Genomic DNA, 25,907 nt, shown 5'->3' with positions numbered 1-25,907 from the left:
GGGCGGGTCCAGGAGTCCTGGACCCGCCCGGCGCCGTCAGCAGCTCACGGGCCTCAGTCGGCGTCGGTCTCGATCACGCCGATCCGTTCGGCGGGCGTCTTGCCCTTGAGCGCCTTGCCCATGGCCTGGGCCACGTCCGTCGGCTGGACCGGCGTCTTGTCGCCGTTGCCGCGCTGGACCAGGACGCCGTCGAAGATGTTGCCGTACAGGGTCTTGAGCGCCTGGAGGTCGTACGTCTCCTGGAGCTTGCCGCCGTTGATGACCTTCACGCCGAGGACCTTCGGCAGTGACCTGGCCGGGCCGAGCGGGATCGACCGGCCGCCCGCCTTGACGATGACGTTGGCGGACATGGCGGGCTTGGCGAACTCCCTCATGAACCGGTCGACCTCGGCGTTGGAGACCTGCGGGCTGCGGTTCGTGACGGGCACGGCGACGCTGCCCGCGCTGCCGGTCTCGACCTGCTTCTTGTACGCCTTCGCGACCGCGTCCGTGGCCTTCTCGGCGTCGATGCCCTTGCCCGCCTTGCCGTACACGGGGACGGCCTTGCCGGGCACGAACTTGACCGAGCCCTCCTTGGCCGAGCCGGAGCCGCCCGCGGCGCGCTCCAGGGCGGCCGCCAGCTTCTCCTCGTCGACGGGCATCTCCGGCTCGACGACGCGCTCGCCGCCGAACAGGCCGCCGATCACCGACACGGGGTTGTAGTCGCTGCCCGCGGCGGCGCGGACCGTGGCCTGGCTGTCCAGGGTGAGGCCCGCCTGGTCCGGCTTGAGGGTGACCGTGTCGCCGCCGACCGTCAGCTTGAGCGGCTTGTTGACGCGCTCGCCGAGCGCCGCGTCGAGCTTCTTGACGGCCTCGTCGCGGGTGCCGCCGCCGATGTCGACGCCGAGGACGGTGGTGCCCTTGGGGACGTCGGCGTGGTTCATCAGCAGGCCCGCGCCGTACGCGCCGCAGCCGAGGACCACGGCCACGCCGGCGAGCAGGACCAGCTTGTTGCGGCCCTTCTTCTTGGGCGCGGGGGCCGACTTGGCGGCCGGCTTCGCGGGCGCGGGCGGCTTGGGCGCCGCGGGCTCGTCCCGGGAGGCGCCCGGCGCGAACGGGGTGTTCTGCGTGGGCGGCACGACCGGGATGCCGCTGGTCAGGGTGTCGCCCGAGACGTTGCCACCGGGGCCACCGGGGCCGCCGGGACCGCCCGGGCCGCCGGGGGCGGGCGGACGGGTGGAGCCGGGGCCGCCCGGGCCGCCGGCGGGCTTCTGCGGCGTGAGGATGGCGGTGTCGTCGCTGAGGCGCCCGGGGCCACCGGGACCCGCCGGACCACCGTGACCACCGGGACCCGCCGGGCCGCCGGGGCCACCCGGGCCGCCGAATCCGCCCGGGGCGCCCGCGCCACCGGGGCCGCCCGCGAACGGTCCTGGCCCGTCCTGCGGTTCGGGCGTCATCATCGGCCCGTCACCGGTCACCGGTCCCCCGGTGGGCCCGGCGGGCTGGTCGCCGCCCTGGCCGTAGTACGGCAGGTCGTCGCGGCGCGGCTCGTCGCCGGAGCCGAGCGGCCCGGAGGCCACGGCGGCGGACACGTCGAAGCCGCCCGAACCGGAGTCGCCCGAACCGGTGCTCGAAGAGGGAGCCGGGGAGGAAGGTGTGGACGGGCCCTTGGCCGGGCTCTTGCGCGGCGCGAACCAGTCGCTCGCCGGTTCCTTGCCGTCGTCGCCGGAGGCCGGGCCCTGCGGGCGGCCCGCGGCCGCGCGCGGCCCGTCGGCGGGCGCGGAACCGCCGGCCGCCGGGGCACCGGAGGCCGAGGGCGTGCGCGTGGGCAGCGGCGAGGCCTTGCCAAGGAGGCCCGTACCGGCCCCCGTGTCGTCCTGCCCCTGCGGTTCCGTGCCTCTGTCCCCGTCGCCGTCCCCGACCGGCGTGCGCATCACGACGGGCGGGATGGGCCGCGATCCGGGGATGTTGATCCGGATACGGGTGGTCAGCGTGGTCTCGGTCTTCGGTTCGTCGGGCCGTCGGTCGCCGGACCCGAGCCCGGCGCCGTCCGCACCGCCGGGACCGGCGCCCTGCGCGGGCGAGCCGTACGGCGGCGTCCCCGACGGGTACGCGGCTCCCGCGCGCCCGTGAGGACCGGAGGACGAACTGTCAGTTTCACGACTCAAGGCAGGTTCTCCTGGTTGGCTCCGCCGCCCGTCTCGACCACTCGGGCGGCTCGGCGGCGCGCACCACCATACTGGCCGCCGTCGGCGGGTATCCCCTGACCGGTGTCAAACCCCGGCGGGACACGGGCCCAAGTGGTACGTCACTTGCCAAGTCGGGCGTTGTACCCACCTGGTTGCGACTGCTGCCAGAGCGTGGCACACATCACAGCCACACCCATACCACCGAGCAGGTAGGCGTACGAGCCGAGTCCGGCTCCGAACACGAAGTCGCCCTCCGGGCGGGTCGCCGTGAGCAGCATGACGGCGACGAGCCATCCGGCGGCGGGCGCGAGGGCCCCGGCGCGGTTGCCGGTGGCGCGGGAGCCGCCGTGGAAGGCACCGGCCGCCCCGGCCAGGGCGAGCAGCAGGCCGCCCGGGAACCAGCCGCCCTGGACGAGGGCGCCCGCGACGCCGACGACCGCGCCCAGCAGGAACAGCGCGACGTACGCCACCAGGCGGCCGGGGCGGAACGGCTGCGCGAGCCAGCCCCCGGGCGCGGCGGCGGTGGCGGCGCCCTTGGCGGAACCGGAACCGGAACCGGCCCCGGACCGTGCGGCCCTGGCGGAGCCGGGCGCCTTGGCCGAGGCGGCGGGCGACGCGGCGGCCTTCGCAGGCCCGGCGGCCTGCGCGGCCTTCGCAGACCCCGCGGACTTCGCAGACCCGGCGGATCCCGCGGTCTTCGCGGCCTTCGCGGCCCTCGGCGACTTCGCGGGCTCGGGGGACTCCGCGGACGACGAGGCTCTGGATCGCGTGCTCACCGGTGCGCCCCTTCCAGGTCGAGGCCCGCGAACAGGTCGGTCTCGCGCGCTCCGGGCGCGGCGCCCGACGCGCCGCGCACCAGCTCGTAGTACTCGATGTCGAGGATCGGCTGGGCCAGCCCGTTCGACAGCGCGAACAGCGGCTCGCGCACCTCGATCTGGGTCGCGTGGGCCCGCATGGCCGCGGCCTTGGCGCCCGCGCGGGCGCGCCCGTCGATCTCCGTGGTGACGCGCGCGTCGTCGACGACGCCGGGCACGTCCGCCACGGTCGCGGTCGCCGTCCAGGGCGAGTCGGGCAGGGCGGCGGCGAGGTCGCGGAAGCGCTCCTCGGCGACCGAGCGCGGCACGCGGTTCCAGTAGACCTTGGCGACCGTGTGCGGTGCGCCCAGGTCGGCGCGGAAGGCGGCCTCGCCCGCCAGGTCGACGGCGCGCATGGCGACGCGGTGGGCCTGGATGTGGTCGGGGTGGCCGTAGCCGCCGTCGGGGTCGTAGGTGACGAGCACCTGCGGGCGCACCTCGCGGATCACCTCGACGAGGTGCGCGGCGGCCTCGTCCACGTCGGCGGCCCAGAAGGCGCCGGGCCGGTGGTTCTGCTCGGTGCCCGTCATCCCGGAGTCGCGGTAGCGCCCGGTGCCGCCGAGGAAGCGGTGGTCGGCGACGCCGAGCTCCTTCATGGCGGCGGCCAGTTCGCCGACGCGGTGCGCGCCGAGCGTGTCCTCGCGGTCGGCGGCGAGGTGCGCGAGCTCCGCCGGGATGACCTCGCCCTCCTCGCCGAGCGTGCAGGTCACCAGCGTGACGGCGGCGCCGTCGGCCGCGTACGCGGCCATGGTGGCGCCGTTGTTGATCGACTCGTCGTCGGGGTGCGCGTGCACGAGCAGCAGGCGCCGGGCGGGCGGTTCCGTCATGGGAACAGCCTACGAGCCCGGCGCACCCGCTCCGCGCGCGTACCGCGCGTCCGCCCCCGTGGCGCCGGCCGGGGCCGGTGGCACGGGGGCGGACGCGCGGGGCGACTAGAACCTGATGTCCTCGATGACTCCCGCCAGGTTCGTCGACAACTCGTCGATGGTCGGAGCCATCGACGAGCTGGCCAGGTAGAACCCGAGCAGGACGCAGACGATCGCGTGGATCGTCTTGAGCCCCTGCTTCCGCACCAGCATGACCACGATGATGGCCAGCAGCAGCACCACCGAGACCGAGAGCACCACGCCGGTTCACCTCCCACTTCCTAGCCGCACCCCAAGCCTTGCCGGCGGTGTCCTACCCACCCGTGCCGCCAAGGTCATACCCACCACGCGCTACGGATCATAACTATCCGTGGAATGGCATGAGTCGAAGCACCGAAACACGGGGGGCGCATCCCGCCTAGGCTCAGGGGATGACCACCGAAATCACCGGAAACGGCGAGCCGTCGGCCCTCGCGGCCCCCTCGGACGACGCGGCGCGGCGGCCGTCCTTCCCCCGCCTGCACGCCCGCACGCAACGCTTCACCCTCGGCACGCCGCGCGCGTTCACCGTCGCGCCGGACGGCTCCCGCGTCGTCTTCGTCCGCTCCGCGTCCGGCACGGACCGTACGCACCAGTTGTGGGTCCTCGACATCCCGGCGGACGGGACAGCCGTGGAGCGCGTCGCCGCCGACCCGCGGGCGCTGCTCGGCGACGGCGAGGAGCGGCTCTCCGCCGCCGAGCGGGCCCGGCGCGAGCGCAGCCGCGAGGGCGGCGCCGGGGTCGTCGGCTACGCCACGGACGCGGCGGTGGAGCTGGCGGCCTTCGCGCTCTCGGGCCGGCTGTTCGCCGCGGAGCTGCGCGCGGGCACGGCCCGTGAGCTGCCGGTGCCCGCGCCGGTGCTCGACCCGCGCCCGTCGCCGGACGGCCGCCACATCGCGTACGTCTCCGGGGGCGCGCTGCGCGTCGTGGGGGCCGAGGGCGAGGGGGACCGGGCCCTGGCCGAGCCCGAGGCGGGGACCGTGACGTACGGGCTCGCGGAGTTCATCGCGGCCGAGGAGATGTCCCGCTCCCGGGGCTTCTGGTGGTCGCCGGAGTCGGACCGGCTGCTGGTGGCGCGGGTCGACGACGCGCCCGTGCGGCGCTGGTGGATCGCCGACCCGGCGCACCCGGACCGGGAGCCGGAGCAGGTCGCGTACCCGGCGGCGGGCACGCCCAACGCGGAGGTGCGGCTCTTCGTCCTCGGCCTGGACGGCGCGCGCACGGAGGTCGTCTGGGACCGCGAGCGCTACCCGTACCTGGCGCGGGTGCACTGGTCGGCGAACGGGGCGCCGCTGCTGCTCGTGCAGTCCCGGGACCAGCGCGGCGTGCTGTACCTGGCCGTGGACCCGGACGGCGGCACGACCCGGATGGTGCACGCCGACGAGGACGAGGACTGGCTGGAACTGTTCCCCGGGGTGCCGTGCTGGTCGCCCAGCGGGCAGCTCGTGCGGATCGCGGACGAGGGCGGCGCGCGGGTCCTCGCGGTCGGCGAACGCCCGCTCACCGGGCCGCACCTGCACGTCCGCGCCGTGCTCGACGTGACCGACGACTCGGTCCTGATCTCGGCGTCCGCGGGCGCGGAGGCCGCCGACCCGGAGCTCGGCGAGGTGCACGTGTACCGCGTCAACGAGCTCGGCGTGGAGCGGGTCTCGCCGGAGCCGGGGGTGCACTCGGCGGTGCGGGCCGGTGCGGTGACGGTGCTGGTTTCGGCCACGCTCGACCACGCCGGTGCCCGCATCCGGGTCCTGCGCGACGGCAAGCAGACGGCGACCGTCGCCTCGCACGCGCAGCAGCCGGGGCTCACCCCGCGCGTGACGCTCACCGAGGCAGGCGCGCGACGCATCCCGTGCGCCGTCCTGCTCCCCACGGGGTACGACCCGGCCTCCGGGGTCCGCCTGCCCGTCCTCCTCGACCCGTACGGCGGCCCGCACGCCCAGCGGGTCCTCGCCTCGCGGAACGCCTTCCTCACCTCCCAGTGGTTCGCCGACCAGGGCTTCGCGGTCGTCGTCGCCGACGGGCGGGGCACGCCGGGCCGCTCCCCCGCCTGGGAGAAGGCGATCAAGGGCGATCTGACGCGGACCCTCGACGACCAGGTGGAGGCGCTGGGCGCCCTCGCCGAGCGCTTCCCGCTCGACCTGGACCGCGTGGCCATCCGCGGCTGGTCGTTCGGCGGCTACCTCTCGGCGATGGCGGTGCTGCGCCGCCCCGACGTGTTCCACGCGGCGGTGGTCGGGGCGCCGGTCACGGACCTGCGGCTGTACGACACGCACTACCAGGAGCGCTACCTGGGCGACCCGCGCACCGCGCCCGAGGCCTACCGCACCAGCTCCCTCGTCGCCGACGACGGGCTCGTCGACCCGGCCGAGCCGCACCGGCCGATGCTCGTCATCCACGGCCTCGCCGACGACAACGTGGTCGTCGCGCACTCCCTGCGGCTGTCCTCCGCCCTCCTCGCGGCGGGCCGCCCGCATGAGGTGCTGCCCCTCTCCGGCGTCACCCACATGACCCCTCAGGAACAGGTGGCGGAAAACCTCCTCCTGCTCCAGGTCGACTTCCTCAAGCGCGCCCTCAACCTGTAACCCCGCTCCCACCCACCCGCCCCCATCGGCCTGACGGCCTCGTCCTCAAACGCCGGACGGGCTGGATGCGTCCCGCGTCCCGCCGTCGTCACCTGCCGGTGCGTTCCCCACCCACCCGCCCTTTCATCGGCCTTGCGGCCTCGTCCTCAAACGCCGGACGGGCTGGGAGTGCCCGCCGCGCGCCGTCGTCGGCTGACGGACACCCAACGACAGCGAGACAAGGCCACCCCAGCCCAACCGGTCGACGACAGCGACACGGGGACATCCCAGCTCGTCCGGCCGACGACGGCGAGACGAAGACATTTCAGCCCGTCCGGCCGACGACGGCGAGACGAGGACATTTCAGCCCGTCCGGCCGACGACGGCGAGACGAGGAACTTTCAGCCCGTCCGGCGTTTGAGGACGAGGCGCGGAGCGCCAACAGAAGGGGGAAAGGGGCGGAGCCCCAGATGAGGAGGGTGAGGGCCCGGGGGCGGCCGGCCCCCGGTGCAGCCGGTGCCCTGACCCGCGCGGGTCAGGGCACCACGTGCCGCTCCTCCGCGAAGTGACAAGCCGAATCATGCGCCACCGGCCCCGACATCAGCCGGAACTCCGCCGGAACGGCCAGCGCGGGCACCTCCAGCGCACACCGCTCCCGAGCCTTCCAGCACCGCGTACGGAACCGGCACCCCGAGGGCGGGTTCGCCGGGGAGGGCACGTCCCCGCTGAGGAGGATGCGCTCCCGGCGCTCCCGCGCCGCGGGGTCCGGCACGGGCACGGCGGAGAGCAGCGCCTGGGTGTAGGGGTGCGTGGGGTGCTCGTAGATCTCCTCCTCCGTGCCGGTCTCGACGATCCGCCCGAGGTACATGACCCCGACCCGGTCGGAGATGTGCCGCACGATCGACAGGTCGTGGGCGATGAACACGTACGACAGGTCGAACTCGCTCTGCAGCCGCTCCAGGAGGTTCACGACCTGCGCCTGGACGGAGACGTCGAGGGCCGAGACGGGTTCGTCGGCGACGATGACCTCCGGCCGCAGCGCGAGCCCGCGGGCGATGCCGATGCGCTGCCGCTGCCCGCCGGAGAACTGGTGCGGGTAGCGGTTGACGTACTCGGGGTTCAGGCCGACCACATCGAGGAGCTCCTGGACCTTCTTGCGCCGGGAGCCCTTCGGCGCGACCTCGGGGTGGATCTCGTAGGGCTCGCCGACGATGTCGCCGACGGTCATCCGGGGGTTGAGGGACGTGTACGGGTCCTGGAAGACCATCTGGATGTTGCGGCGGACCGCCCGCAGGGCGCGGCCGGACAGCTTCGTGACGTCCTCGCCCTTGAAGCGGATCACGCCCGCCGTGGGCCGCTCCAGGTTCACCAGGAGCTTGGCGACGGTGGACTTGCCGCAGCCGGACTCCCCGACGATGCCGAGGGTCTCGCCGCGGCCGAGGTCGAAGTCCACGCCGTCGACGGCCTTGACGGCGCCGACCTGCTTCTTGAGCACGATGCCCCGCGTGAGCGGATAGTGCTTGACGAGGCCCCGCACCTCCAGGATGGGCTCAGCCACGGAGGCACTCCTTCCAGAAGTGGCAGGCGCTGCGCCGCTCCCCCGCGAACCCCTCGTACGTGACCCGGGCGAGCGGCGGCACCTCCGTGCGGCACACGTCCCGGGCCATCGGGCAGCGCGGGTGGAAGGCGCAGCCGGGCGGGACGCGCAGGAGGCTGGGCGGCAGGCCCTTGATGGCGTAGAGATCCCTGCCCTTGTGGTCGAGCCGTGGGATGGAGGCGAGGAGGCCGCGGGTGTAGGGGTGGGCGGGGGCCCGGTAGAGCTCGTGGACGGGGGCCTTCTCCACGATGCGGCCCGCGTACATCACGGCGATGGTGTCGGCGACGTCCGCGACGACGCCGAGGTCGTGGGTGATGAGGATCAGGCCCATGTCGAGTTCGCCCTTGAGCTCGGCGAGCAGGTCCATGACCTGGGCCTGGACCGTGACGTCGAGGGCGGTCGTCGGCTCGTCGGCGATGATCAGCGCCGGTTCCAGCGCCATCGCCATGGCGATCATGATGCGCTGGCGCATGCCGCCGCTGAACTGGTGCGGGTACTGCCCGGCGCGCTCCCTGGCGGCGGGGATGCGCACCCGGTCCATCAGCTCCACGGCCCGGGCGCGGGCGTCCTTGCGCGACATGCCCCGGTGCACGACGAACATCTCGCCGAGCTGGTCGCCGACGCTGAGCACCGGGTTCAGGGCGCTGAGCGCGTCCTGGAAGATCATCGCGAGGCCCGCGCCGCGGACCTTGCGCCGCTCCTCCTCCGTGAGCTTGAGCAGGTCCCGGCCCTGGAAGAGGATCTCGCCGCGGGTGACGCGGCCCGGCGGCGCCTCCAGGATGCCCATGATCGCCTGGGCGGTGACCGACTTGCCGGAGCCCGACTCGCCGAGCACGGCGAGCGTCTCGCCCGCGGCGACGCTGTAGTCGACGCCGTTGACGGCCCTGGCGACGCCGTCCCGGGTACGGAACTCCACGTGCAGGTCGCGCACGTCGAGCAGCGGGGCAGGCGCGGCGGGCGCCGGGGCCGGGGATGCCGGGGACAGCGGGGTTGCCATGGCGCCTACCTCAGCTTGGGGTCGAGGGCGTCGCGCACCGCGTCGCCGAGCATGATGAACGCGAGCACGGTGACCGCGAGGGCCCCCGCGGGCCACAGCAGCATGTGCGGGGCGTTGCGGATGTACGGGGACGCGGCGGACAGGTCGATGCCCCAGCTCACGGTGGGCGGCTTCAGCCCGACGCCGAGGTAGGACAGCGTGGCCTCCAGGGCGATGTACGTGCCGAGCGCGATGGTGGCGACGACGATGACGGGTGCGACGGCGTTGGGCGCGATGTGGCGCAGCAGCATCCGCGTGGGGGAGGCGCCGAGCGCGCGGGCCGCCTGGACGTAGTCGTGCTGCTTGGCCGTGATGACCGAGCCGCGGGCGATGCGGGAGATCTGCGGCCAGCCGAGCAGCACCATGAAGCCGATGACGGGCCAGACGGTGTCGGAGGTGACGACGGACAGGAGCACCAGGCCGCCGAGGACGACCGGGATGGCGAAGAAGACGTCCGTGACCCGGGACAGGATCGCGTCCCAGGCGCCGCCGAAGAACCCGGCGAGCCCGCCGAGGACGCTGCCGAGGAGGCCGACGCCGAGGGTGGCGCAGACGCCGACGGTGACGGAGGCGCGGGCGCCGTACACGGTGCGGGTGTAGACGTCGCAGCCCTGGCCGTCGATGCCGAAGGGGTGGCCGGGCGAGGAGCCGTCCTGGGCGCGGGCGAGGTCGCAGTCGTGCGGGTCGCCGGTGGCGATCGCGGAGGGCCACAGGGAGATGACGACCAGGAAGAGGATGATCAGCGCCGAGACGAGGAAGACGGGGTTGCGGCGCAGGTCGTGCCAGGCGTCGGACCACAGGCTGCGGGCGGGCGCGGTGGCGCCGTCCGGGCCGCCGGTGGGGCCGCCGGCGGTGACCGCGGCGGCCTCGTCGGCGGCGAGGTCCATCGCCCCGCCCGCGCCGGTCCCGGCGACGGCCCCGTCCTGCTCGTGCGGGTCAGGCATAGCGGATCCTCGGGTCGAGTACGGCGTACAGGAGGTCGACGACGAGATTGGCGGCCAGGAAGACCAGGACGAGCACGGTCACGAAGCCGACGACGGTCTGGGTGCTCTGCCGCAGGATGCCCTGGTAGAGCTGGTAGCCCACACCGTGGATGTTGAAGATCCGCTCGGTGACGATCGCCCCGCCCATGAGCGCGCCCACGTCGGTGCCGATGAAGGTGACGACGGGGATGAGGGAGTTGCGCAGCAGGTGCCGGGTGATGACGCGGCGCCGGGGCAGGCCCTTGGCGACGGCGGTGCGGACGTAGTCGGCGCGGCGGTTCTCGGCGATGGAGGTGCGGGTGAGCCGGGTGACGTAGGCGAGGGAGACGGAGGCGAGCACGAGCCCGGGCACGAGCAGCTCGTCCACGGTGGCGCGCGGGGACACGGAGGGCTTGATGACGTTCCACTCGACGCCGAGCAGCAGTTGCAGCAGCAGGCCGGTGACGAACGTCGGGACGGAGATGACGACGAGGGTGAGCAGCAGCACCGTCGTGTCGACGGGCCTGCCGCGGCGCAGGCCGGTCAGCACGCCGAGGGTGATGCCGATGACGATCTCGAAGGCGACGGCGACGAGCGTGAGCCGGATGGTGACGGGGAACGCGCTCGCCATCAGCTCGGTGACCTTCTGCCCGTTGAACGCCGTCCCGAAGTCGCCGGTGAAGACGTTCCCCATGTACGTCGCGTACTGCTGCCACACGGGCTTGTCGAGGCCGAACTCCCGCTTCAGGCGGGCGGCGGTCGCGGGGTCGCACCTGCGGTCGCCGCACAGGCCCGCGACGGGGTCGCCCATCACGTGCACCATCAGGAAGATCAGCAGCGTGGCGCCGAAGAAGACCGGGATCATCTGCAGCAGGCGCCGGATCACGTAACGCCCCATGGGCTGGCTCCGGAGGGTAGGGAAGCGGCCGCCCGGACGCCGTCCGGGCCGGGGGCCGCCCCGCGCGGCTCAGTCGACCTTGATCTGCTCGTAGACGGGCACGCTGAACTGGTTCAGCGCGACGTCCGAGACCCGGTCCGAGTAGCCGGCGCTGCCGTTCTGGTACCAGAGCGGGATGGCGGGCATGTCCTCGGCGAGGATCTTCTCGGCGTCCTGGAACTTCCCGACGGCCTTCACGGTGTCCGTCTCGGCATTGGCCTCGTTGACGAGCTTGTCGAACCGCTCGTCGGAGTACTTGCCGTCGTTGGACGGGGCGTCGGTGAAGTAGTTCGGCTCCAGGAAGTTCTGGATCAGCGGGTAGTCCATCTGCCAGCCCGCGCGCCAGGCGCCGTCCAGCTTCTGCCGGGAGGCGCGGCTGCGGAAGTCGGCGAAGGTGCCGATGGGGTTGCCGGTACAGGACCTGTCGTTGCCGAGGGCCCGGTTGATGGAATTGCAGACGGCGTCCACCCACTCCTTGTGGGAGCCGGTGTCGGCGTTGTACGAGATCTTCAGCGTGCCACCGGGGATGCCGCCGCCCTCCCGGACGAGCTTCCTGGCCTGCTCCGGGTCGTAGCGGCAGGCGTCGCCGCAGACGCTGTCGCTGTAGCCGCCGTCCTCGCCGAGCACGGGCGAGGTCCAGTCCTTGGCGGGCGTCCGCGTCTTGCGGAAGATCGTCTCGGTGATCTGTTCCCGGTCGATCGCCATGGCGAGGCCCCGGCGGACCTTCTCCGCGCCCGGCTTGGTCCAGGCGCGGTCGTAGAAGGGGAAGGCGAGCGTCTGGATGATCCCGGCGGGGGTGTTGATGTAGCGGTCGCCGAGGTCGCTCCTGACGTTCTTGAGCTGGGCCGCGGGCACGTCGTCGACGAGGTCGAGGTTGCCGGCCATGAGGTCGGTGTAGGCGGTGTTGTTGTCGGTGTAGACGTTCAGGTCCACGCCGCCGTTCCGCGCCTTGTCCTCCCCCTTGTACCCGTCCCACTTCCGCAGCTCCATCGTGGAACCCTTGCGGTACGACCGCACGGCGTACGGGCCGTTGCCGACGGGCTTGGCCAGCCAGCCCGCGCGGTCGTCGAAGAAGGCCTTGGGCAGCGGCGCGAAGGCCGGGTAGCCGAGGGTCTCGGGCCAGGTGGAGAACTTCTGCGTGAGCCTGACCGTGAAGGTCCGCCCGTCGACGACCTTCAGCCCCGACAGGGTCTCGGCGGTGGCGTCGCCCTTCTCCGGGTGGACCTTGTCGTAGCCCTCGATGTAGGCGAAGAAGTAGGCGTTCTTCTGGTTGTTCCTCAGGTGCGCCCCGTAGTTCCACGCGTCCACGAACGACTTCGCGGTGACGGCCTCGCCGTTGCCGAACGTCCACCCGTCCTTGATCTTCACGGTGAAGTTCCGCGAGTCCTTCGACTCGATCGACTCCGCGAGCATGTCCTTGGCCTCGCCGGTCTTCGGGTCGTACCGCTTGAGCCCCCGGAAGATCATGTCGAGGACCTTGCCGCCCTGCACCTCGTTGGTGTTCGCGGGCTCCAGCGGATTCTGCGGGTCCCCCCAGGAGGACCGCACCACCCCGGAGCCGTCACCGCCGCCGCTCCCCCCGCCGCAGCCCGCCGCCGCGACGGCGACCGCCACCGCGCCCGCGGCCCACTTGGCGTGCGTGGCTCCACGCATGGGGTGCCTCCTCACCTGCTCGGCCCGCGCTTGATGCGCGTGATACCGCCCAATATCGCGGCACAAGGGACAAGCGGCACATCGGGCCCGGCCGTACGAGGGAGGCCTCCCGCTGGCGGGGGCGCCGCTGCCCGGGATGCCCCCGGGCGGAGCCGCTCGTTACAGTGCGCCCCGTGGACTACGCGAGGAAGCGCGCCGTCGCCGAGGGCCTGGAGGGCTCCTGGACCGTGGAGATCGGGCCGTCGGGCCCGCTCCTGGCGATGCGACACCCCTCTCTGCGCCACGCGGGGACGGTCCGGCGCGTCACCGATCAGGTCGTCGACCCGCGGCGAGGCACCGTAGAGGTGCACTCCGAGCCCTGCGGGACCCACTACGGGAAGAAGGAGCCCTACATCTTCGGCGACCAGGTGGCCTTCGGACCCTGGACCGTGGACACCTCCGGGTTCCGGAGGTACGCGCGGGGCTGAAGAGGGACGTGGCCGGTCTTCGTCGGGTGGGGGGAGTGAGGGTCGTGACAGGCGGGAGGGGTGCTGCCACGCTGGCGGGGCAGGTCCGTGCCGGGACATGACGGGAGACGCACGGTGAGCGCTACGGACGACCCCGCGGCGGAGCACACCGCCGACCCCCACCCCACCCCCGAGGACGCCGTCACCGTCGTCGACCTCAGCTTCGGGCCGCTCTACGCGTCCGCGCTGCGCACCGCCGCGGTGCACCGGATCGCGGACCACCTGACGCGGGGCCCGCTGGCCGTCGACGAACTGGCCCGGCGCGCGGGCGTCCGGGCCGACCCGCTGCGCCGGGTGCTGCGGCTGCTCGCGAGCCGGGGCGTCTTCCGCGAGGCCGAGCCCGGCGTCTACACGCTCACCGCGACCGCGGCGCTGCTCCAGGACGCGCCCGGGTCCCTGCGCGACATGGTCCTGTTCGGCACCAGCGACCTGATGGTGCGTACGTGCGCGCGGCTCGACGAGGCCGTGCGGACGGGGCGCCCGGCCTTCGACGAGGTGCACGGCGCGCCGTTCTTCGACTACCTGGCGGCGCACCCGGACACGCAGACGCTGTTCGACAACGGCATGGCGTCCCTGTCGGGGCCGCTCGACGACGTCATCGCGGCCACGTACCCGTTCCCCGACAGCGGCACCGTCGTGGACGTGGGCGGCGGGCAGGGCGGGCTCCTCGCGGCCGTGCTGCGGCGCCACCCGGGGCTCACCGGGGTCCTCTTCGACCAGGAGCGGACCGTGGCCGGGCACCGGCTGGACGGCGCGGACCTGGCGGGCCGGTGGCGGGTGGAGAGCGGCGACTTCTTCACCGCCGTGCCGGCCGGCGGCGACCGCTACTTCCTGAAGCACATCCTCCACGACTGGGACGACGAGGAGTGCCTGCGCATCCTGCGCGCCGTGCGGGCCGTCGTCCCGCCGCGGGGCCGCCTCGTCGTCGTGGACACCGTCATGCCCGAGGGCGACGCCCCGGACCTGAGCAAGACCCTCGACGTCGCCATGATGGCGGTGCTCAAGGGCAGGGAGCGGACCAGGGACGAGTTCGCGTCGCTCTTCGCGCGCGGCGGCTTCCGCCTGACCCGGGTGCTCGACACGCCGGGCTTCCCGGCCCTGGTGGAGGCCGAGCCCGGCTGAGGCGGTACCGGGCGCGCCGTCGGTACGCGAAACGGGGGCGCCCCGAGCCGTTGACGGGCTCGGGGCGCCCCCGATGACGTAACCGGTGTCCCGGCGCGCGTCACGCCGCGTGCACGACGTCCTTCTCCTCGGCGAAGTGGCACGCCGACTCGTGCGCGGCCGGGGTGTCCTCGCCCGCGAACCGCTCGGGGATCGCCAGCAGCGGGACCTCCTGCGCGCACTTGTCCTGCGCCTTCCAGCAGCGCGTGCGGAAGCGGCAGCCGGACGGCGGGTTCGCCGGGGACGGCACGTCGCCGGTGAGGATGATCCGCTCGCGGCCCTCGCGGGCCTCCGGGTCCGGGACGGGGACCGCGGACAGTAGCGCCTGCGTGTACGGGTGCGTCGGGTGGTCGTAGATCTGCTCGTCCGTGCCGATCTCGGCCATCTTGCCGAGGTACATCACGCCCACGCGGTCCGAGATGTGCCGGACGATCGACAGGTCGTGCGCGATGAAGAGGTAGGACAGGTTGAACTCGTCCTGGAGCTTCTCCATCAGGTTGATGACCTGGGCCTGGACGGAGACGTCCAGGGCCGAGACCGGCTCGTCGCAGATGATGATCTCGGGGTTGAGGGCCAGGCCGCGGGCGATGCCGATGCGCTGGCGCTGACCGCCCGAGAACTGGTGCGGGTAGCGGTTGATGTACTCGGGGTTGAGGCCCACCACGTCCAGGAGCTCCTGGACCTTGCGGCGCCGGTCGCCCCTCGGGGCCACCTCGGGGTGGATCTCGAAGGGCTCCCCGATGATGTCGCCCACCGTCATGCGGGGGTTCAGCGAGGTGTAGGGGTCCTGGAACACCATCTGGATGTTCCGGCGGACCGCCTTCAGCGCGCGCCCGGACAGCTTGGTGATGTCCTGGCCCTTGTAGAAGACCTCGCCGGCCGTCGCCTGCTCCAGGGTCATGAGCAGCTTGGCCACCGTCGACTTGCCGCAGCCCGACTCGCCCACGATGCCGAGCGTCTCGCCCTGGTAGAGGTCGAAGGAGATGCCGTCGACCGCCTTCACCGCGCCGACCTGGCGCTTGACGATGATGCCCTGCGTGAGCGGGAAGTGCTTCACCAGGTTGCGCACCTGGAGGATCGGCTCACCGCGCTCGACGGGGGCCTCGATGGCGGCCACCGCCTCCTCGGGCGTCTCCGCGTCGACCGTTTCCACCTCGGAGACGTTCGGCGTGACGTCCGCCGGCACGGCGTCCTTCGTCGGCTCAGCCATGGATCGTCTCCTTCCAGAAGTGGCACGCGCTGCCGCGGCCCGCGAGCTCCGCGCCGTCGCGCTCCGTCACCGGGACGAGCGGCGGGACCTCGGTGCGGCAGATGTCCTGCGCCTTCGGGCAGCGCGGGTTGAACGCGCAACCCGAGGGGATCTTGAGCAGGTTGGGCGGCAGGCCCTTGATCGCGTAGAGCTCCTGGCCCTTCTGGTCGAGCCGCGGGATCGAGTCGAGCAGACCCCGCGTGTACGGGTGCGCGGGGCGCTTGTACAGCTCGTGCACGGGGGCCGTCTCCACGATCCGGCCCGCGTACATCACCGCGATCTTGTCCGCCACGTCCGCGACCACGCCGAGGTCGTGGGTGATCAGGATCAGGCCCATGTTGTACTCGCGCTGGAGGTCCGCGAGCAGGTCCATGACCTGGGCCTGGACCGTCACGTCGAGCGCCGTGGTGGGCTCGTCGGCGATGATCAGGTCCGGCTCCAGGGCGAGCGCCATGGCGATCATGATGCGCTGGCGCATACCGCCCGAGAACTGGTGCGGGTAGTCGCTCACGCGCTCCTTGGCCGCGGGGATCTTCACCCGGTCCATGAGCTCGATCGCCTTGGCCTTGGCCTCCTTGCGGCTCAGGCCCTCGTGCACCCGGAACATCTCGCCGAGCTGGTAGCCCACGCTGAGCACCGGGTTGAGGGAGCTGAGCGCGTCCTGGAAGATCATCGCGATCTTGCGGCCGCGGATCTTCCGGCGCTCCTCGTTCGACATCTTCAGCATGTCCTGGCCGCGGAAGATGATCTCGCCCTGCGGGATCTTGCCGGGCGGCATGTCGAGGATGCCCATGATGGCCTGCGCCGTCACGGACTTGCCGGAGCCGGACTCGCCGAGCACGGCGAGCGTCTCGCCCGCGTCCACGCTGTAGTTGACGCCGTTGACGGCCTTGACCACACCGTCGCGGGTGTGGAACTCGACGTGCAGGTCCTTCACGTCGAGCAGCCTGCCGCTCTTCTCCTCGCCCGAGCGGGGGGCGGGGACGTCCGCGGTCTTCTCTGTGATCGTCACGTACGCCTCCCTCAGCGCAGCTTGGGGTCGAGGGCTTCGCGTACCGCGTCGCCGAGCATGATGAACGCCAGGACGGTGATGCTCAGCATCCCGGCGGGGAAGATCAGCGTGTGCGGGTTGTTGCGGATGTCCTGCGTCGCGTCGGAGATGTCGGCGCCCCACGAGACCGCGTCGCTGCCGAAGCCGAGGCCCAGGTAGGACAGGGTCGACTCGGCGACGATGTACGTGCCGAGCGCGATGGTCGCCACGACGATGACCGGCGCGACGGCGTTCGGCAGGACGTGCCGGAACAGGATCCGCTTGGTGCCCGCGCCGAGCGCCTTCGCCGCCATCACGTAGTCCGCGTGCTTGGTGGTGATGACCGCGCCGCGCATGACGCGGGCGATCTGCGTCCAGCCGAGGAAGGCCAGGGCGCCGGTGATCACCCACACGTTGCGGTCGGTGAAGGCGTTGAGCACGACCATGGCGCCGAGCAGGAACGGGATGCCGAAGAACACGTCGGTGATCCGGGACAGCAGGCTGTCCCAGAAGCCGCCGAAGTAGCCCGCGAGCATGCCGACCAGGCCGCCGAAGAAGGTGACGAGCAGGGTCACGCCGACGCCGACCATCACGGAGTTGCGCGCGCCGTACACCACGCGGGCGTAGATGCTGCGGCCCTGGCGGTCGTACCCGAACCAGTCCTCCTGGAAGAAGTGGCCGAGGTTGGGGGAGCCGAGGAAGTGCTTCTGCAGGTCGCCGCTGCCGGGGTCGGTGCTGGTGAACAGGCCCGGGAAGGCCGACACCAGCAGGACGAGCAGGATCAGCAGGGCGGAGATCACGAACAGCGGCCGGCGGCGCAGGTCGCGCCAGGCGTCGCTCCACAGGCTGCGGGCGCCGCCCGCCTCGCGGCCGTCGGCGGGCTTCATGGTGACGACCGGCGTCTCGGCCGCCGCCTCGGCGGGCGTGGTCTTGGTGACGTCAGGCATAACGGATCCTCGGGTCCAGGACCGCGTAGAGCAGGTCGACGAGCAGGCTGGCGAGGAGGTACACGATGACGAGGACGGTGACGACACCGACGATGATCGCGCCCTCACGCCGGGCGATGCCCTGGAAGAGCAGGTTGCCCACGCCCGTCACGTTGAAGATGCCCTCGGTGATGACCGCCCCGCCCATGAGGGCGCCGATGTCCGTACCGAGGTACGTGACCACGGGGATCAGGGAGTTGCGCAGCAGGTGGCGCGTGACGATGCGCTGGCGCGGCAGGCCCTTGGCGACCGCGGTGCGCATGTAGTCCGCCGTCCGGTTCTCCTTGATGGAGGTACGGGTCAGGCGTGCCACGTAGGCGAGACCGACCAGGCCCAGGACGAGCGCCGGCAGCATCAACTGCTGGAAGTCCTCCGAGTCCTGCACCGTGGGCTTCACCCAGCCGAGTTCGTTGCCGAAGATGAGCTGGAAGCCCAGGCCGAACACGAAGATCGGGACGGAAATCACGAGGAGCGTGAAGAACGTCACCGTGGTGTCGATGATCCGGCCACGCCGCACACCGGCGATCACGCCCAGGGTGATGCCGACGACGAGCTCGAACGTCCAGGCCATCGCGGCGAGCCGCATGGACACCGGGAACGCCTGGGTGATCTCGTCGAGGATGGGCCGGTTGCCGGCGATGGTCTTGCCGAAGTCCCCCTGCACCAGGCCCTTCATGTAGTGCAGGTACTGCTCCCAGAGGGGCAGGTCGAGGCCGCGGTCGTGCTTGATCTGCGCGACCTGCGCCGGGTCCGGCGGCTTGTCGCCCCAGAGCGCCTTGACCGGGTCGCCCGGAAGGGCGTTGACCATCAGGAAGATCAGCAGGGTTGTCCCGATGAAGACCGGGATCATCTGGAGCAGTCGCCTCGCGACGTAGCGCCCCATAGTGGTGCCTCCGTCCATTGCGGAGCCGCCCGGAAGCGACGCCCGGGATCACCGGGCGTCGCTTCGCGGATGCGGACTCCGACGACTGCTACTTCTCGAAGACCTCGACCTCGTGGAGGATCGGGTCACCGGCCTGGTCGAACTCGATCTTCTTGACGTTGTTCGAGTAGGCGGAGAGCGTCTTGTTGTACCAGAGCGGGATGCCCGGGAAGCTGTTGACCAGCTCCTTCTCGGCCTGCTGGTACAGCTCGGCGGACTCGTCGATGGACTTCGCCTTGTCGGCCTTGGCGGTCAGGTCGTCGAACTTCTTGTCCGAGAAGCCGCCCTTGTTGCCGTCGACGCCGGTGCCGTAGAGGTCGGCGAGGAAGTTGCCGTTGAACGGGTAGTCGAGCACCCAGCCGGAGCGGTACATCGACTTGACCTTCTTCTGGTCACGGATCTCCGTGTCGGCCGCGAAGTCCGTCACCGCGTCGCCGGTGCACTTCACACCGGTCGCCTTGGTGATGGAGTTGCAGACCGCGACGACCCAGTCCTTGTGCGGCTGGTCGGCGTTGTACTGGATGGAGATCTTGTTGCCCGGGACACCGCCGCCGGCCTTGATCGAGTCCTTGGCGGCCTTCGGGTCGTACTTGCAGAACTTGCCGCAGGCGTCGTCCTGGTAGCCCTTCACGCCCTTGGCGACCCAGCCGGTGGCCGACTCACGGGTGCCGTAGAACACCGTCTTGGCAATGGTGTCGCGGTCGATCGCCATCGACAGGCCCTGGAGGACCTTGACGTCGATGTCCTTCCACTGCGGCTTGTAGAAGGCGAAGTTGACCGTGTTGAGCGCCGAGAAGTCCATCTCGATGGCACGGTCGCCGAAGTCCCGCTTGAAGTTGGCGAGCTCGCTGTTCGGGACGATCGGCATCGTGTCGACGTTGTCGGACTTCAGGTCGGCGTAGGCCGCGGTGTCCTTGGTGTACGCCTTGAAGTCGATGCCGCCGTTCTTCGGCTTGTCGGCACCCTTGTAGCCGTCCCAGGTGCGGACCGAGATCAGCTTCTTGCGGTCCCACTTCTGGAACTTGTACGGGCCGTTGCCGACGGGGGCCTCGCCGTACTTCTTCGGGTCCTTCAGGGCGGCCGAGGGCAGCGGGAAGAAGGGCTTGTAGACGAGCTTGTACGCGTAGTACGGGATGCCGTTCTTCAGCGTGATGGTGAAGGTGTTCTCGTCGACGACCTTCAGGCCGGACATGGCCTTCTTCTTGGCCTTGCCCTTCTCCGGGTGGACGTCGTCGTAGCCGACGATGTCGCGGTACCAGGCACTGTTCTGCTGGCCGTTGGCCGGGTCGGCGGCCCAGTTCCAGGCGTCGACGTAGGACTTCGCCGTGACGGGCTCACCGTTGTGGAACTTCCAGCCCGGCTTCAGCTTGACCGTCCAGACCTTGTTGCCCTGGGACGGCTTCACCGACTCGGCGTTCTCGTAGGTGATGTTGCCCTGCTTGTCGTAGTGAACAAGCCCGGTGAAGAGGGCGTCGATGACGACGCTGCCGTACGCCTCCATGGTGTTGGACGGCTGCAGCAGGTTCTGCGGCTCGCCGTTGGCGTAGCTGACGATCCCCTTGGGGTCGACCTTGCCGCTGTTCTCCTTGTCGTCGCCACCGCCACAGGCAGTGGCGGTCAGGGCCACAACACCGGCTATCGCGACCCACTTGGCGCTCTTGGCACCACGCATGGGGTTCCTCCTCATGAGTCCACTTGTTCACTACAAGAGGGGGTACGAGAAGCAGCGCCGACACCCCTGCCGACGGAGATCGAGTACCCCAGTGTGCTCGTGAGTCGGCGCTCCCCACAGCGCGTGACCCATTGACCCGAGCTATACGCGGTCAACTATTAGCCATGAGGTACGGCCCGACCACACCCTTTTGGTCTCGGTTCAATCACACCTGCGCCGTACAACTTCCAAAATCCGGACAAACCGATCCCAGATAGATGGTTGCGAAACGGACGTGTTACCCATCTAACGGTCAGAGCAGTCCGTATAGCGGACACCACTGGGACGAAAATGGGTTGCCGGAGGGGCGTCGGCCGGCCCGTGGGATGCGTGTACCGCCGGCCCGCGGGGTGCGTGTACCGCTGCGCCACGCTACCGCTCCGCGGATACGGCCGAGGCCGGTTTCCCCCGCACCACCTGTGTGGGGGAAACCGGCCTCGGCGGCGATCCGGGCGGCTCAGCCGTGCTTGGCGCGCGACGCCGCGCGGGCGCGCTCGCGCGCGTCCAGGTTCACCTTGCGGATGCGAACGGCCTCCGGGGTCACCTCGACGCACTCGTCGTCGCGGCAGAACTCCAGCGACTGCTCCAGGGAGAGCTTGCGCGGCGGCACGATGGACTCGGTCACGTCAGCGGTCGAGGACCGCATGTTCGTGAGCTTCTTCTCCTTGGTGATGTTCACGTCCATGTCGTCGGAGCGCGAGTTCTCACCGACGATCATGCCCTCGTACACCTCGGTGCCGGGCTCCACGAAGAGCACGCCGCGCTCCTGGAGGTTCGTCATCGCGAACGCCGTCACCGTGCCCGAGCGGTCGGCGACGAGCGAGCCGTTGTTGCGCGTCTGGAGCGTGCCGAACCAGGGCTCGTGGCCCTCGTGGATGGAGTGGGCGATGCCCGTGCCGCGGGTGTTCGTCAGGAACTCCGTACGGAAGCCGATGAGGCCGCGGGACGGGACGACGAACTCCATGCGCACCCAGCCGGAGCCGTGGTTGGACATGTTGTCCATGCGGCCCTTGCGGATGCCCATGAGCTGCGTGACGGCGCCCATGTGCTCCTCGGGCACGTCGATGGTCATGCGCTCGACGGGCTCGTACGTCTTGCCGTCGACCTCCTTGGTGACCACCTGGGGCTTGCCGACCGTCATCTCGTAGCCCTCGCGGCGCATGGTCTCCACGAGGATCGCCAGGGCGAGCTCACCGCGGCCCTGGACTTCCCAGGCGTCCGGGCGTCCCGTCTCCAGGACACGCAGGGAGACGTTACCGATCAGCTCGCGGTCGAGACGGTCCTTGACCTGCCGCGCGGTGACCTTGCGGTCCTTGACCGCGGCCTTGGCGTCGGCGCCCTTGCCGGTGCCGCCCCGGCCGACCAGCGGCGAGGTGTTCGTACCGATCGTCATGGAGATCGCGGGCTCGTCGACCGTGATCAGCGGCAGCGCGACCGGTTTCTCCGGGTCGGCGAGGGTCTCGCCGATCATGATGTCGGGGATGCCCGCGACGGCGCAGATGTCACCGGGGCCGGCCTTCTCGGCGGGCTTGCGGGTCAGGGCCTCCGTCATCATCAGCTCGGTGATGCGGACGTTGGCGATGGAGCCGTCGCGCTTGATCCAGGCGACGGTCTGGCCCTTCTTCAGCTCGCCCTGCTCGACGCGGAGCAGCGCGATGCGGCCGAGGAAGTTGTCGGCGTCCAGGTTGGTGACGTGGGCCTGGAGCGGGGCGTCCTCGTCGTACTCCGGCGCCGGGACGTGCTGGAGCAGCGTGGAGAAGAACGGCTCCAGGCTGTCGCTGTCCTGCGGGACCGTGCCGTCCTCCGGCTTGGTCAGCGACGCGACGCCGTCCCGGCCGCAGGCGTACACGATCGGGAACTCGATCTGGTCCTCGTCGGCGTCCAGGTCGAGGAAGAGGTCGTAGGTCTCGTTGACGACCTCGTCGATGCGGGAGTCCGGCCGGTCCGTCTTGTTGATGCACAGGATGACGGGCAGGCGCTGCTGGAGGGCCTTGCGGAGCACGAAGCGGGTCTGCGGCAGCGGGCCCTCGGAGGCGTCGACCAGCAGGACGACCGCGTCCACCATCGACAGACCGCGCTCGACCTCGCCGCCGAAGTCGGCGTGGCCGGGGGTGTCGATGATGTTGATCGTGATCGGGTCGCCGCCGTCCTTCGGGTGGTACTTGACGGCGGTGTTCTTCGCCAGGATCGTGATGCCCTTCTCACGCTCCAGGTCGTTCGAGTCCATCATGCGGTCGTCGACGGAGTCGAGCTGGTGCGCGGCGAAGGCACCGGCCTGCTTCAGCATGGCGTCGACGATGGTCGTCTTGCCGTGGTCGACGTGGGCGACGATGGCTACGTTACGGATGTCGTGGCGCGTGGGCATACGAGCTGGGCTTCTCCCGGAGTGGGTGGACGGCTGCGCGTACTTTTCTCTTCTGGTACGCGGCCCTGCCGGGCAGGAAACACGCCTCGGCCTTACACCATCCTACGTGCCGCCGCCGCGTGCGGCTCGGCGGGCCCCCGTCGCGGGGGCCCGCGGCCGTACCGCGCCGTCAGCGACGGGAGGGTCCCTGGGCGGGCCGGGTGCCGTGCTTGAGGTAGCCCATGTCCTCGTAGCGCGGGGTCTCGAAGCCGAAGGCGCCCGCGTTGGCCAGGGTGGGGCGGGCCGCCACGAGCTGGGGGCGCTGGTAGAGGGGGACGGAGCCCGCGGCGGCCCAGATGCGGGCGTCCGCCTTCTGCACCAGCTCCCGGTTCTCGTCCTCGTCGAGCTCGGCGAGGGCCTGGTCGAAGAGCTGGTCGATGTGGTCGGTGCCGACGCGCGTGTAGTTCTGCTCGACGTTCAGCGAGCCGTCCGCGGCGGGGACGGGCTTGGCGAAGATCGGCCGGGCGTCGGTGGCGGGGAAGGCGGAGCCGGGCCAGGAGTACAGCGCCATGTCGTACTGGCCGGACGCCACGTGGTCCTTGAAGTAGCTCTCGTCGGCGACCTTCGAGATCTCCGTGCGGACCCCGACGCGCTCCAGCATCCGCGTGATCCGGTCCGCGACCGAGCGCAGCGCCTGCGAGCCGTCGCCGGAGGGCAGGACGAAGCGGAGGGTGAGCGGCTTGCCGTCCTTGGCGAGGGGCCCCGCGGCCGCCGCGCCCTTGCCCCCCTCCGGGGCGGCGGTGCCCTTGGGCGCGTAGGCGCCGGGGGCTCCGCCCTTCGCCTGCTTCTCCTTGTGCTGCCGGGCCGGGCCCCCCGGGTCCTTGCGCTGCTCCTTGTCGGCCTCGCGGCGCGGGGCCAGGGCGGCCGCCTGGCGGGTCACCAGGAGGGCCTGCTGGAACGCTGCGGCGGGGGCGGGGGCGAGGACGGAGGTGCCGGGGTCGCCGGGTTTGCCGTTGTCCGCGGTGGGGTTGTCTCTGGCGGGGATGCCGTTGGCCTTGCCGGGTTCGCCGTTGTTCTCGCCGGGCTCGGCGTCGCCGCTGTTCTTGTCGTCCTCGCCGACGATGTACGTGCCGTCGTCGTCGGCCGCGTCGCTGCCCGCCGCGCCCTCGCCCTGCGTCTCGTCCTCCGCGTCGCCGGTCCCGCCCTTGGCCCGGTTCTTGTACTTGTCCGAGAGCGGGCCGCCGCGGACCCAGCCCGCGTCGGCGAGCAGGGCCCGCGCCTCGGCGGTGTCCTGGTCGCCGAGCGCGCCGCTGTTGTCGGCGTACGCGTCCTGCCCGGCGAGGGCGAGGTGGCTGCCGACCGGCCGTGCGGGCAGGCCGAGCGGCTTCAGAACCGTTTCCGCAAGCTCTTCGCGGTCCAGCGCGCGGGCCACGGCGCGGCGGACCCGGTCGTCCGCGAGCGGGCCCTCGGAGCCGTTGAGGGCGAGCTGGGTGTAGGCGGGTTCGAGGGCCTTGCGGACCACGTAGCCGCGCAGGCCCGCCTGCTCGTCGGCGTACCGCCGCACGGCCCTCTCGGTCCGCTCGCGCGCCTCCAGCTCGGCCTCCGCGGCCTCCTCGTCGGAGCCGTGGGCGACCGCCCAGGAGCGCAGGGCCTCCGCGGGCGTCAGCCGGGCGGCGGGGCCGTGCGTGAGCGCGCTCTGGCCGCCCTTCTCACGGGCGGCCAGGGCGATGCGGGCCGCCTCGTCGGCGTCGACCTCCGCCAGGTCGACCTTGCCCCGGGCGAGGGCGGCGGCGCGGCGCTCGCGGGGCACCTCGCGCAGGACCAACTTGTCGAGCTTGGTGGGGTCGCCCCACCAGCGCGGGTTGCGCCGCAGCGTGACCTCGCCCGCGTCCCGGTCGACCTTCTTGAACGCGAAGGGGCCCGCGGTGACCTTCAGCCTGCCGCGCGCGCCGTCGTTGAAGGCGTCGGGGCTGCCCATGACCTGCTTCGGGTACAGCGGTGAGAACAGCGAGCGCCAGTCGGCGTACGGCTGCGCGAAGGTGACGCGCACCTCCAGGTTGTTGGCGCCGCGCTCGATCTTCTCGATGCGCTCGTAGCCCGCGTTGCGGGCCGTCCAGTACGCGCTGTCCTTGCCGGACAGGGCGCGCCACTGGGCGGCGAAGTCGTCGGCGCCGACCTCGCGGCCGTCGCTCCACACCGCCTGCTGGTTCAGCTTGTAGAGCACGACCTGCCGGGGCTCGCGCTCCACGACCTCCGCCGACTCCAGGAAGTCGGGGTTGCGCTGGACGCGGCCCCGCTGGTCGAGCCGGTACAGCGACGGCAGTACGGCGCTCGCGATCCGGGAGGTGGTGGCGTCGGCGTCCGCCTGGAACGCGTTGAAGGTGTCCGGCAGGTCGTCCACCGCCCACCTCACGGTGCCGCCGTCGGCCACCTGGGAGCGGGCGGCGGGCGCGATGTCCTGCACGGCCGCCGCGGCGCCCGTCTCGTCGTCCGCGCCGCACCCCGCGAGGGCGGGCAGCGCGAGGACGCCGGCGACGAGGAACACGGCGGAGCGGACCGTGGCCGTCGGGCGGGCCGGTCGCGGCCTGGCGCGGTCGTGGGGCATGACGGGTACCTCCGGGGCGTGCTGTCCGGCCGGGGCCGTTGCCCTGCCGGGCGGTGCCTTGCTGGGGCTGTGCCCTGGCGGGCGGGGGTGGAGTGGGGTGTGGCCTCTCGCGCGTCCGCCGAGGCTTCTCGCGCGTTTGCTGAGGTTTTGTGGCGCTTCGCCGGGATTATGGAGTTGATCACATGTATTGCGTTATCGCCCCCACTGAACGGGACGGGGAGGGGCGGGTGGGGTTGACACGGCGGGGTGGGGGCGGATGCCACTCGGGTGGCTCAACGGGGGCTGGCCCCGAAGCCCTCTGCATGGGCCGGGCCCGGGCCCCGGGGGGCGCTCGCCGAGGGTGTGCTTCGGTGGGGCTCGGCGCGCCCGGGTGAATCCGGGCGGATCCCTTCCCAAGCCGGGATGTGACGCGCGACACTCGCAGGCGCATGAGCGTTGCCACCGCACCCGTGAAGTGAGGGCAATCCATGGCTCTGCAGGACGACTTGACGGCCATTCAGCGCTGCGTCGACGATCTGGTGCACGCCGTGGACCGGATCGGGCAGCGGGCCGGTCCCGAACTGGCGGGCGTCGACTTCCGCCGCGTCCGCATGGACACCGACCACCTGCGCGAGAGCCTCGCGCTGCTGCGCGCCGCGACCTCGGCCGCGCCCGGCCCGGCCGGCGCCCCCCCGGCCGGTCCCCCCCCCCCGGCCCCCCCCCCCCCCCCCCGGGCCCCCCTGG

At 71.8% G+C, this 25,907-nt stretch carries 20 protein-coding genes; 4 read left to right on the top strand and 16 right to left on the bottom strand.

The features are described 5' to 3' along the window. Positions 1–53 precede the first annotated feature (53 nt). The 4 genes from IE330_RS29890 to IE330_RS29875 form a co-directional block, all read right to left on the bottom strand. On the bottom strand, positions 54–2,147 hold the full coding sequence (locus IE330_RS29890) for a hypothetical protein (RefSeq protein WP_190139282.1): 2,094 nt from the start codon (positions 2,145–2,147) through the stop codon (positions 54–56). Between the two features lie 140 nt (positions 2,148–2,287). Beyond that, positions 2,288–2,641 (bottom strand): DUF6113 family protein, encoded by a 354-nt coding sequence (locus IE330_RS29885; protein WP_190139283.1) that lies wholly within the window; start codon positions 2,639–2,641, stop codon positions 2,288–2,290. Positions 2,642–2,940: 299 nt separating this feature from the next. Continuing rightward, complete coding sequence (gene mshB, locus IE330_RS29880; RefSeq protein ID WP_190139281.1) at positions 2,941–3,849, bottom strand: N-acetyl-1-D-myo-inositol-2-amino-2-deoxy-alpha-D-glucopyranoside deacetylase; 909 nt, start codon at positions 3,847–3,849, stop codon at positions 2,941–2,943. Positions 3,850–3,954: 105 nt separating this feature from the next. After that, positions 3,955–4,149, bottom strand: coding sequence for a hypothetical protein (locus IE330_RS29875; RefSeq protein WP_190139280.1), 195 nt, complete (start codon positions 4,147–4,149; stop codon positions 3,955–3,957). A gap of 170 nt (positions 4,150–4,319) precedes the next feature. On the opposite strand from IE330_RS29875, the gene IE330_RS29870 reads away from it, so the two are divergent. Next, entirely contained in the window at positions 4,320–6,506 is a 2,187-nt protein-coding gene (locus IE330_RS29870) for a S9 family peptidase (RefSeq protein ID WP_190139279.1), read from the top strand. A 514-nt stretch (positions 6,507–7,020) separates the two neighbouring features. Here IE330_RS29870 and IE330_RS29865 read toward each other — a convergent pair. The 5 genes from IE330_RS29865 to IE330_RS29845 form a co-directional block, all read right to left on the bottom strand. Continuing rightward, complete coding sequence (locus tag IE330_RS29865) at positions 7,021–8,043, bottom strand: ABC transporter ATP-binding protein (protein ID WP_190139278.1); 1,023 nt, start codon at positions 8,041–8,043, stop codon at positions 7,021–7,023. After that, positions 8,036–9,079 carry an ABC transporter ATP-binding protein gene (locus IE330_RS29860; RefSeq protein WP_190139277.1) on the bottom strand — a complete coding sequence of 348 codons (1,044 nt, stop codon included), beginning with the start codon at positions 9,077–9,079 and terminating at the stop codon, positions 8,036–8,038. Before IE330_RS29860 ends, IE330_RS29865 begins: the two co-directional genes overlap by 8 nt. 5 nt (positions 9,080–9,084) lie before the next feature. Then, positions 9,085–10,062, bottom strand: coding sequence for an ABC transporter permease (locus tag IE330_RS29855; RefSeq protein ID WP_190139276.1), 978 nt, complete (start codon positions 10,060–10,062; stop codon positions 9,085–9,087). Further along, positions 10,055–10,978, bottom strand: coding sequence for an ABC transporter permease (locus IE330_RS29850; RefSeq protein ID WP_190139275.1), 924 nt, complete (start codon positions 10,976–10,978; stop codon positions 10,055–10,057). Before IE330_RS29850 ends, IE330_RS29855 begins: the two co-directional genes overlap by 8 nt. Positions 10,979–11,047: 69 nt before the next feature. Then, a complete protein-coding gene (locus IE330_RS29845) occupies positions 11,048–12,670 on the bottom strand; it encodes a peptide ABC transporter substrate-binding protein (RefSeq protein ID WP_190139274.1) in 1,623 nt (540 codons plus the stop codon). 173 nt (positions 12,671–12,843) lie between these two features. Between IE330_RS29845 and IE330_RS29840 the strand changes: the two genes are divergently transcribed. Together IE330_RS29840 and IE330_RS29835 are read left to right on the top strand one after the other, a co-directional pair. Further along, positions 12,844–13,137 (top strand): hypothetical protein, encoded by a 294-nt coding sequence (locus IE330_RS29840; protein WP_190139273.1) that lies wholly within the window; start codon positions 12,844–12,846, stop codon positions 13,135–13,137. 114 nt (positions 13,138–13,251) lie between these two features. After that, positions 13,252–14,298 carry a methyltransferase gene (locus IE330_RS29835; RefSeq protein ID WP_190139272.1) on the top strand — a complete coding sequence of 349 codons (1,047 nt, stop codon included), beginning with the start codon at positions 13,252–13,254 and terminating at the stop codon, positions 14,296–14,298. A 100-nt stretch (positions 14,299–14,398) separates the two neighbouring features. Here the strand turns inward: IE330_RS29835 and IE330_RS29830 are convergent, their stop codons facing one another. The 7 genes from IE330_RS29830 to IE330_RS29800 form a co-directional block, all read right to left on the bottom strand. Continuing rightward, on the bottom strand, positions 14,399–15,547 hold the full coding sequence (locus IE330_RS29830; RefSeq protein WP_190139271.1) for an ABC transporter ATP-binding protein: 1,149 nt from the start codon (positions 15,545–15,547) through the stop codon (positions 14,399–14,401). Further along, positions 15,540–16,598 carry an ABC transporter ATP-binding protein gene (locus IE330_RS29825; RefSeq protein WP_190139270.1) on the bottom strand — a complete coding sequence of 353 codons (1,059 nt, stop codon included), beginning with the start codon at positions 16,596–16,598 and terminating at the stop codon, positions 15,540–15,542. Before IE330_RS29825 ends, IE330_RS29830 begins: the two co-directional genes overlap by 8 nt. Before the next feature lie 11 nt (positions 16,599–16,609). Further along, entirely contained in the window at positions 16,610–17,563 is a 954-nt protein-coding gene (locus tag IE330_RS29820; RefSeq protein WP_190139269.1) for an ABC transporter permease, read from the bottom strand. Beyond that, positions 17,556–18,485, bottom strand: coding sequence for an ABC transporter permease (locus tag IE330_RS29815; RefSeq protein ID WP_190139268.1), 930 nt, complete (start codon positions 18,483–18,485; stop codon positions 17,556–17,558). The genes IE330_RS29820 and IE330_RS29815 overlap by 8 nt, the downstream gene beginning before the upstream one ends. An 88-nt stretch (positions 18,486–18,573) precedes the next feature. Then, positions 18,574–20,196, bottom strand: a complete 1,623-nt coding sequence (locus tag IE330_RS29810) for a peptide ABC transporter substrate-binding protein (RefSeq protein WP_190139267.1) — start codon at positions 20,194–20,196, stop codon at positions 18,574–18,576. Between the two features lie 496 nt (positions 20,197–20,692). Next, on the bottom strand, positions 20,693–22,600 hold the full coding sequence (gene typA / locus IE330_RS29805) for a translational GTPase TypA (RefSeq protein ID WP_190139266.1): 1,908 nt from the start codon (positions 22,598–22,600) through the stop codon (positions 20,693–20,695). A gap of 169 nt (positions 22,601–22,769) precedes the next feature. Continuing rightward, positions 22,770–25,184 carry an ABC transporter family substrate-binding protein gene (locus IE330_RS29800; protein ID WP_190139265.1) on the bottom strand — a complete coding sequence of 805 codons (2,415 nt, stop codon included), beginning with the start codon at positions 25,182–25,184 and terminating at the stop codon, positions 22,770–22,772. 467 nt (positions 25,185–25,651) lie between these two features. On the opposite strand from IE330_RS29800, the gene IE330_RS39295 reads away from it, so the two are divergent. Beyond that, the coding region (locus IE330_RS39295) for an Rv0250c family protein (RefSeq protein WP_506005386.1) at positions 25,652–25,907 on the top strand (256 nt) is incomplete at its 3' end.

The organism is Streptomyces longispororuber (genome assembly GCF_014656095.1).
GTDB lineage: Bacteria > Actinomycetota > Actinomycetes > Streptomycetales > Streptomycetaceae > Streptomyces > Streptomyces longispororuber.
Note: the sequence above shows the minus strand (reverse complement) of the source record. Positions and strands in the feature narration are given on the sequence as shown.

Bases quoted from the DNA above. Each gene is read 5' to 3' on its own strand.
- IE330_RS29800 (WP_190139265.1), bottom strand. From the start codon at position 25,184: ATGCCCCACGACCGCGCCAGGCCGCGACCGGCCCGCCCGACGGCCACG.
- typA (WP_190139266.1), bottom strand. From the start codon at position 22,600: ATGCCCACGCGCCACGACATCCGTAACGTAGCCATCGTCGCCCACGTC.
- IE330_RS29870 (WP_190139279.1), top strand. From the start codon at position 4,320: ATGACCACCGAAATCACCGGAAACGGCGAGCCGTCGGCCCTCGCGGCC.
- mshB (WP_190139281.1), bottom strand. From the start codon at position 3,849: ATGACGGAACCGCCCGCCCGGCGCCTGCTGCTCGTGCACGCGCACCCC.
- IE330_RS29855 (WP_190139276.1), bottom strand. From the start codon at position 10,062: ATGCCTGACCCGCACGAGCAGGACGGGGCCGTCGCCGGGACCGGCGCG.
- IE330_RS29815 (WP_190139268.1), bottom strand. From the start codon at position 18,485: ATGGGGCGCTACGTCGCGAGGCGACTGCTCCAGATGATCCCGGTCTTC.
- IE330_RS29850 (WP_190139275.1), bottom strand. From the start codon at position 10,978: ATGGGGCGTTACGTGATCCGGCGCCTGCTGCAGATGATCCCGGTCTTC.
- IE330_RS29845 (WP_190139274.1), bottom strand. From the start codon at position 12,670: ATGCGTGGAGCCACGCACGCCAAGTGGGCCGCGGGCGCGGTGGCGGTC.
- IE330_RS29820 (WP_190139269.1), bottom strand. From the start codon at position 17,563: ATGCCTGACGTCACCAAGACCACGCCCGCCGAGGCGGCGGCCGAGACG.
- IE330_RS29810 (WP_190139267.1), bottom strand. From the start codon at position 20,196: ATGCGTGGTGCCAAGAGCGCCAAGTGGGTCGCGATAGCCGGTGTTGTG.
- IE330_RS29860 (WP_190139277.1), bottom strand. From the start codon at position 9,079: ATGGCAACCCCGCTGTCCCCGGCATCCCCGGCCCCGGCGCCCGCCGCG.
- IE330_RS29830 (WP_190139271.1), bottom strand. From the start codon at position 15,547: ATGGCTGAGCCGACGAAGGACGCCGTGCCGGCGGACGTCACGCCGAAC.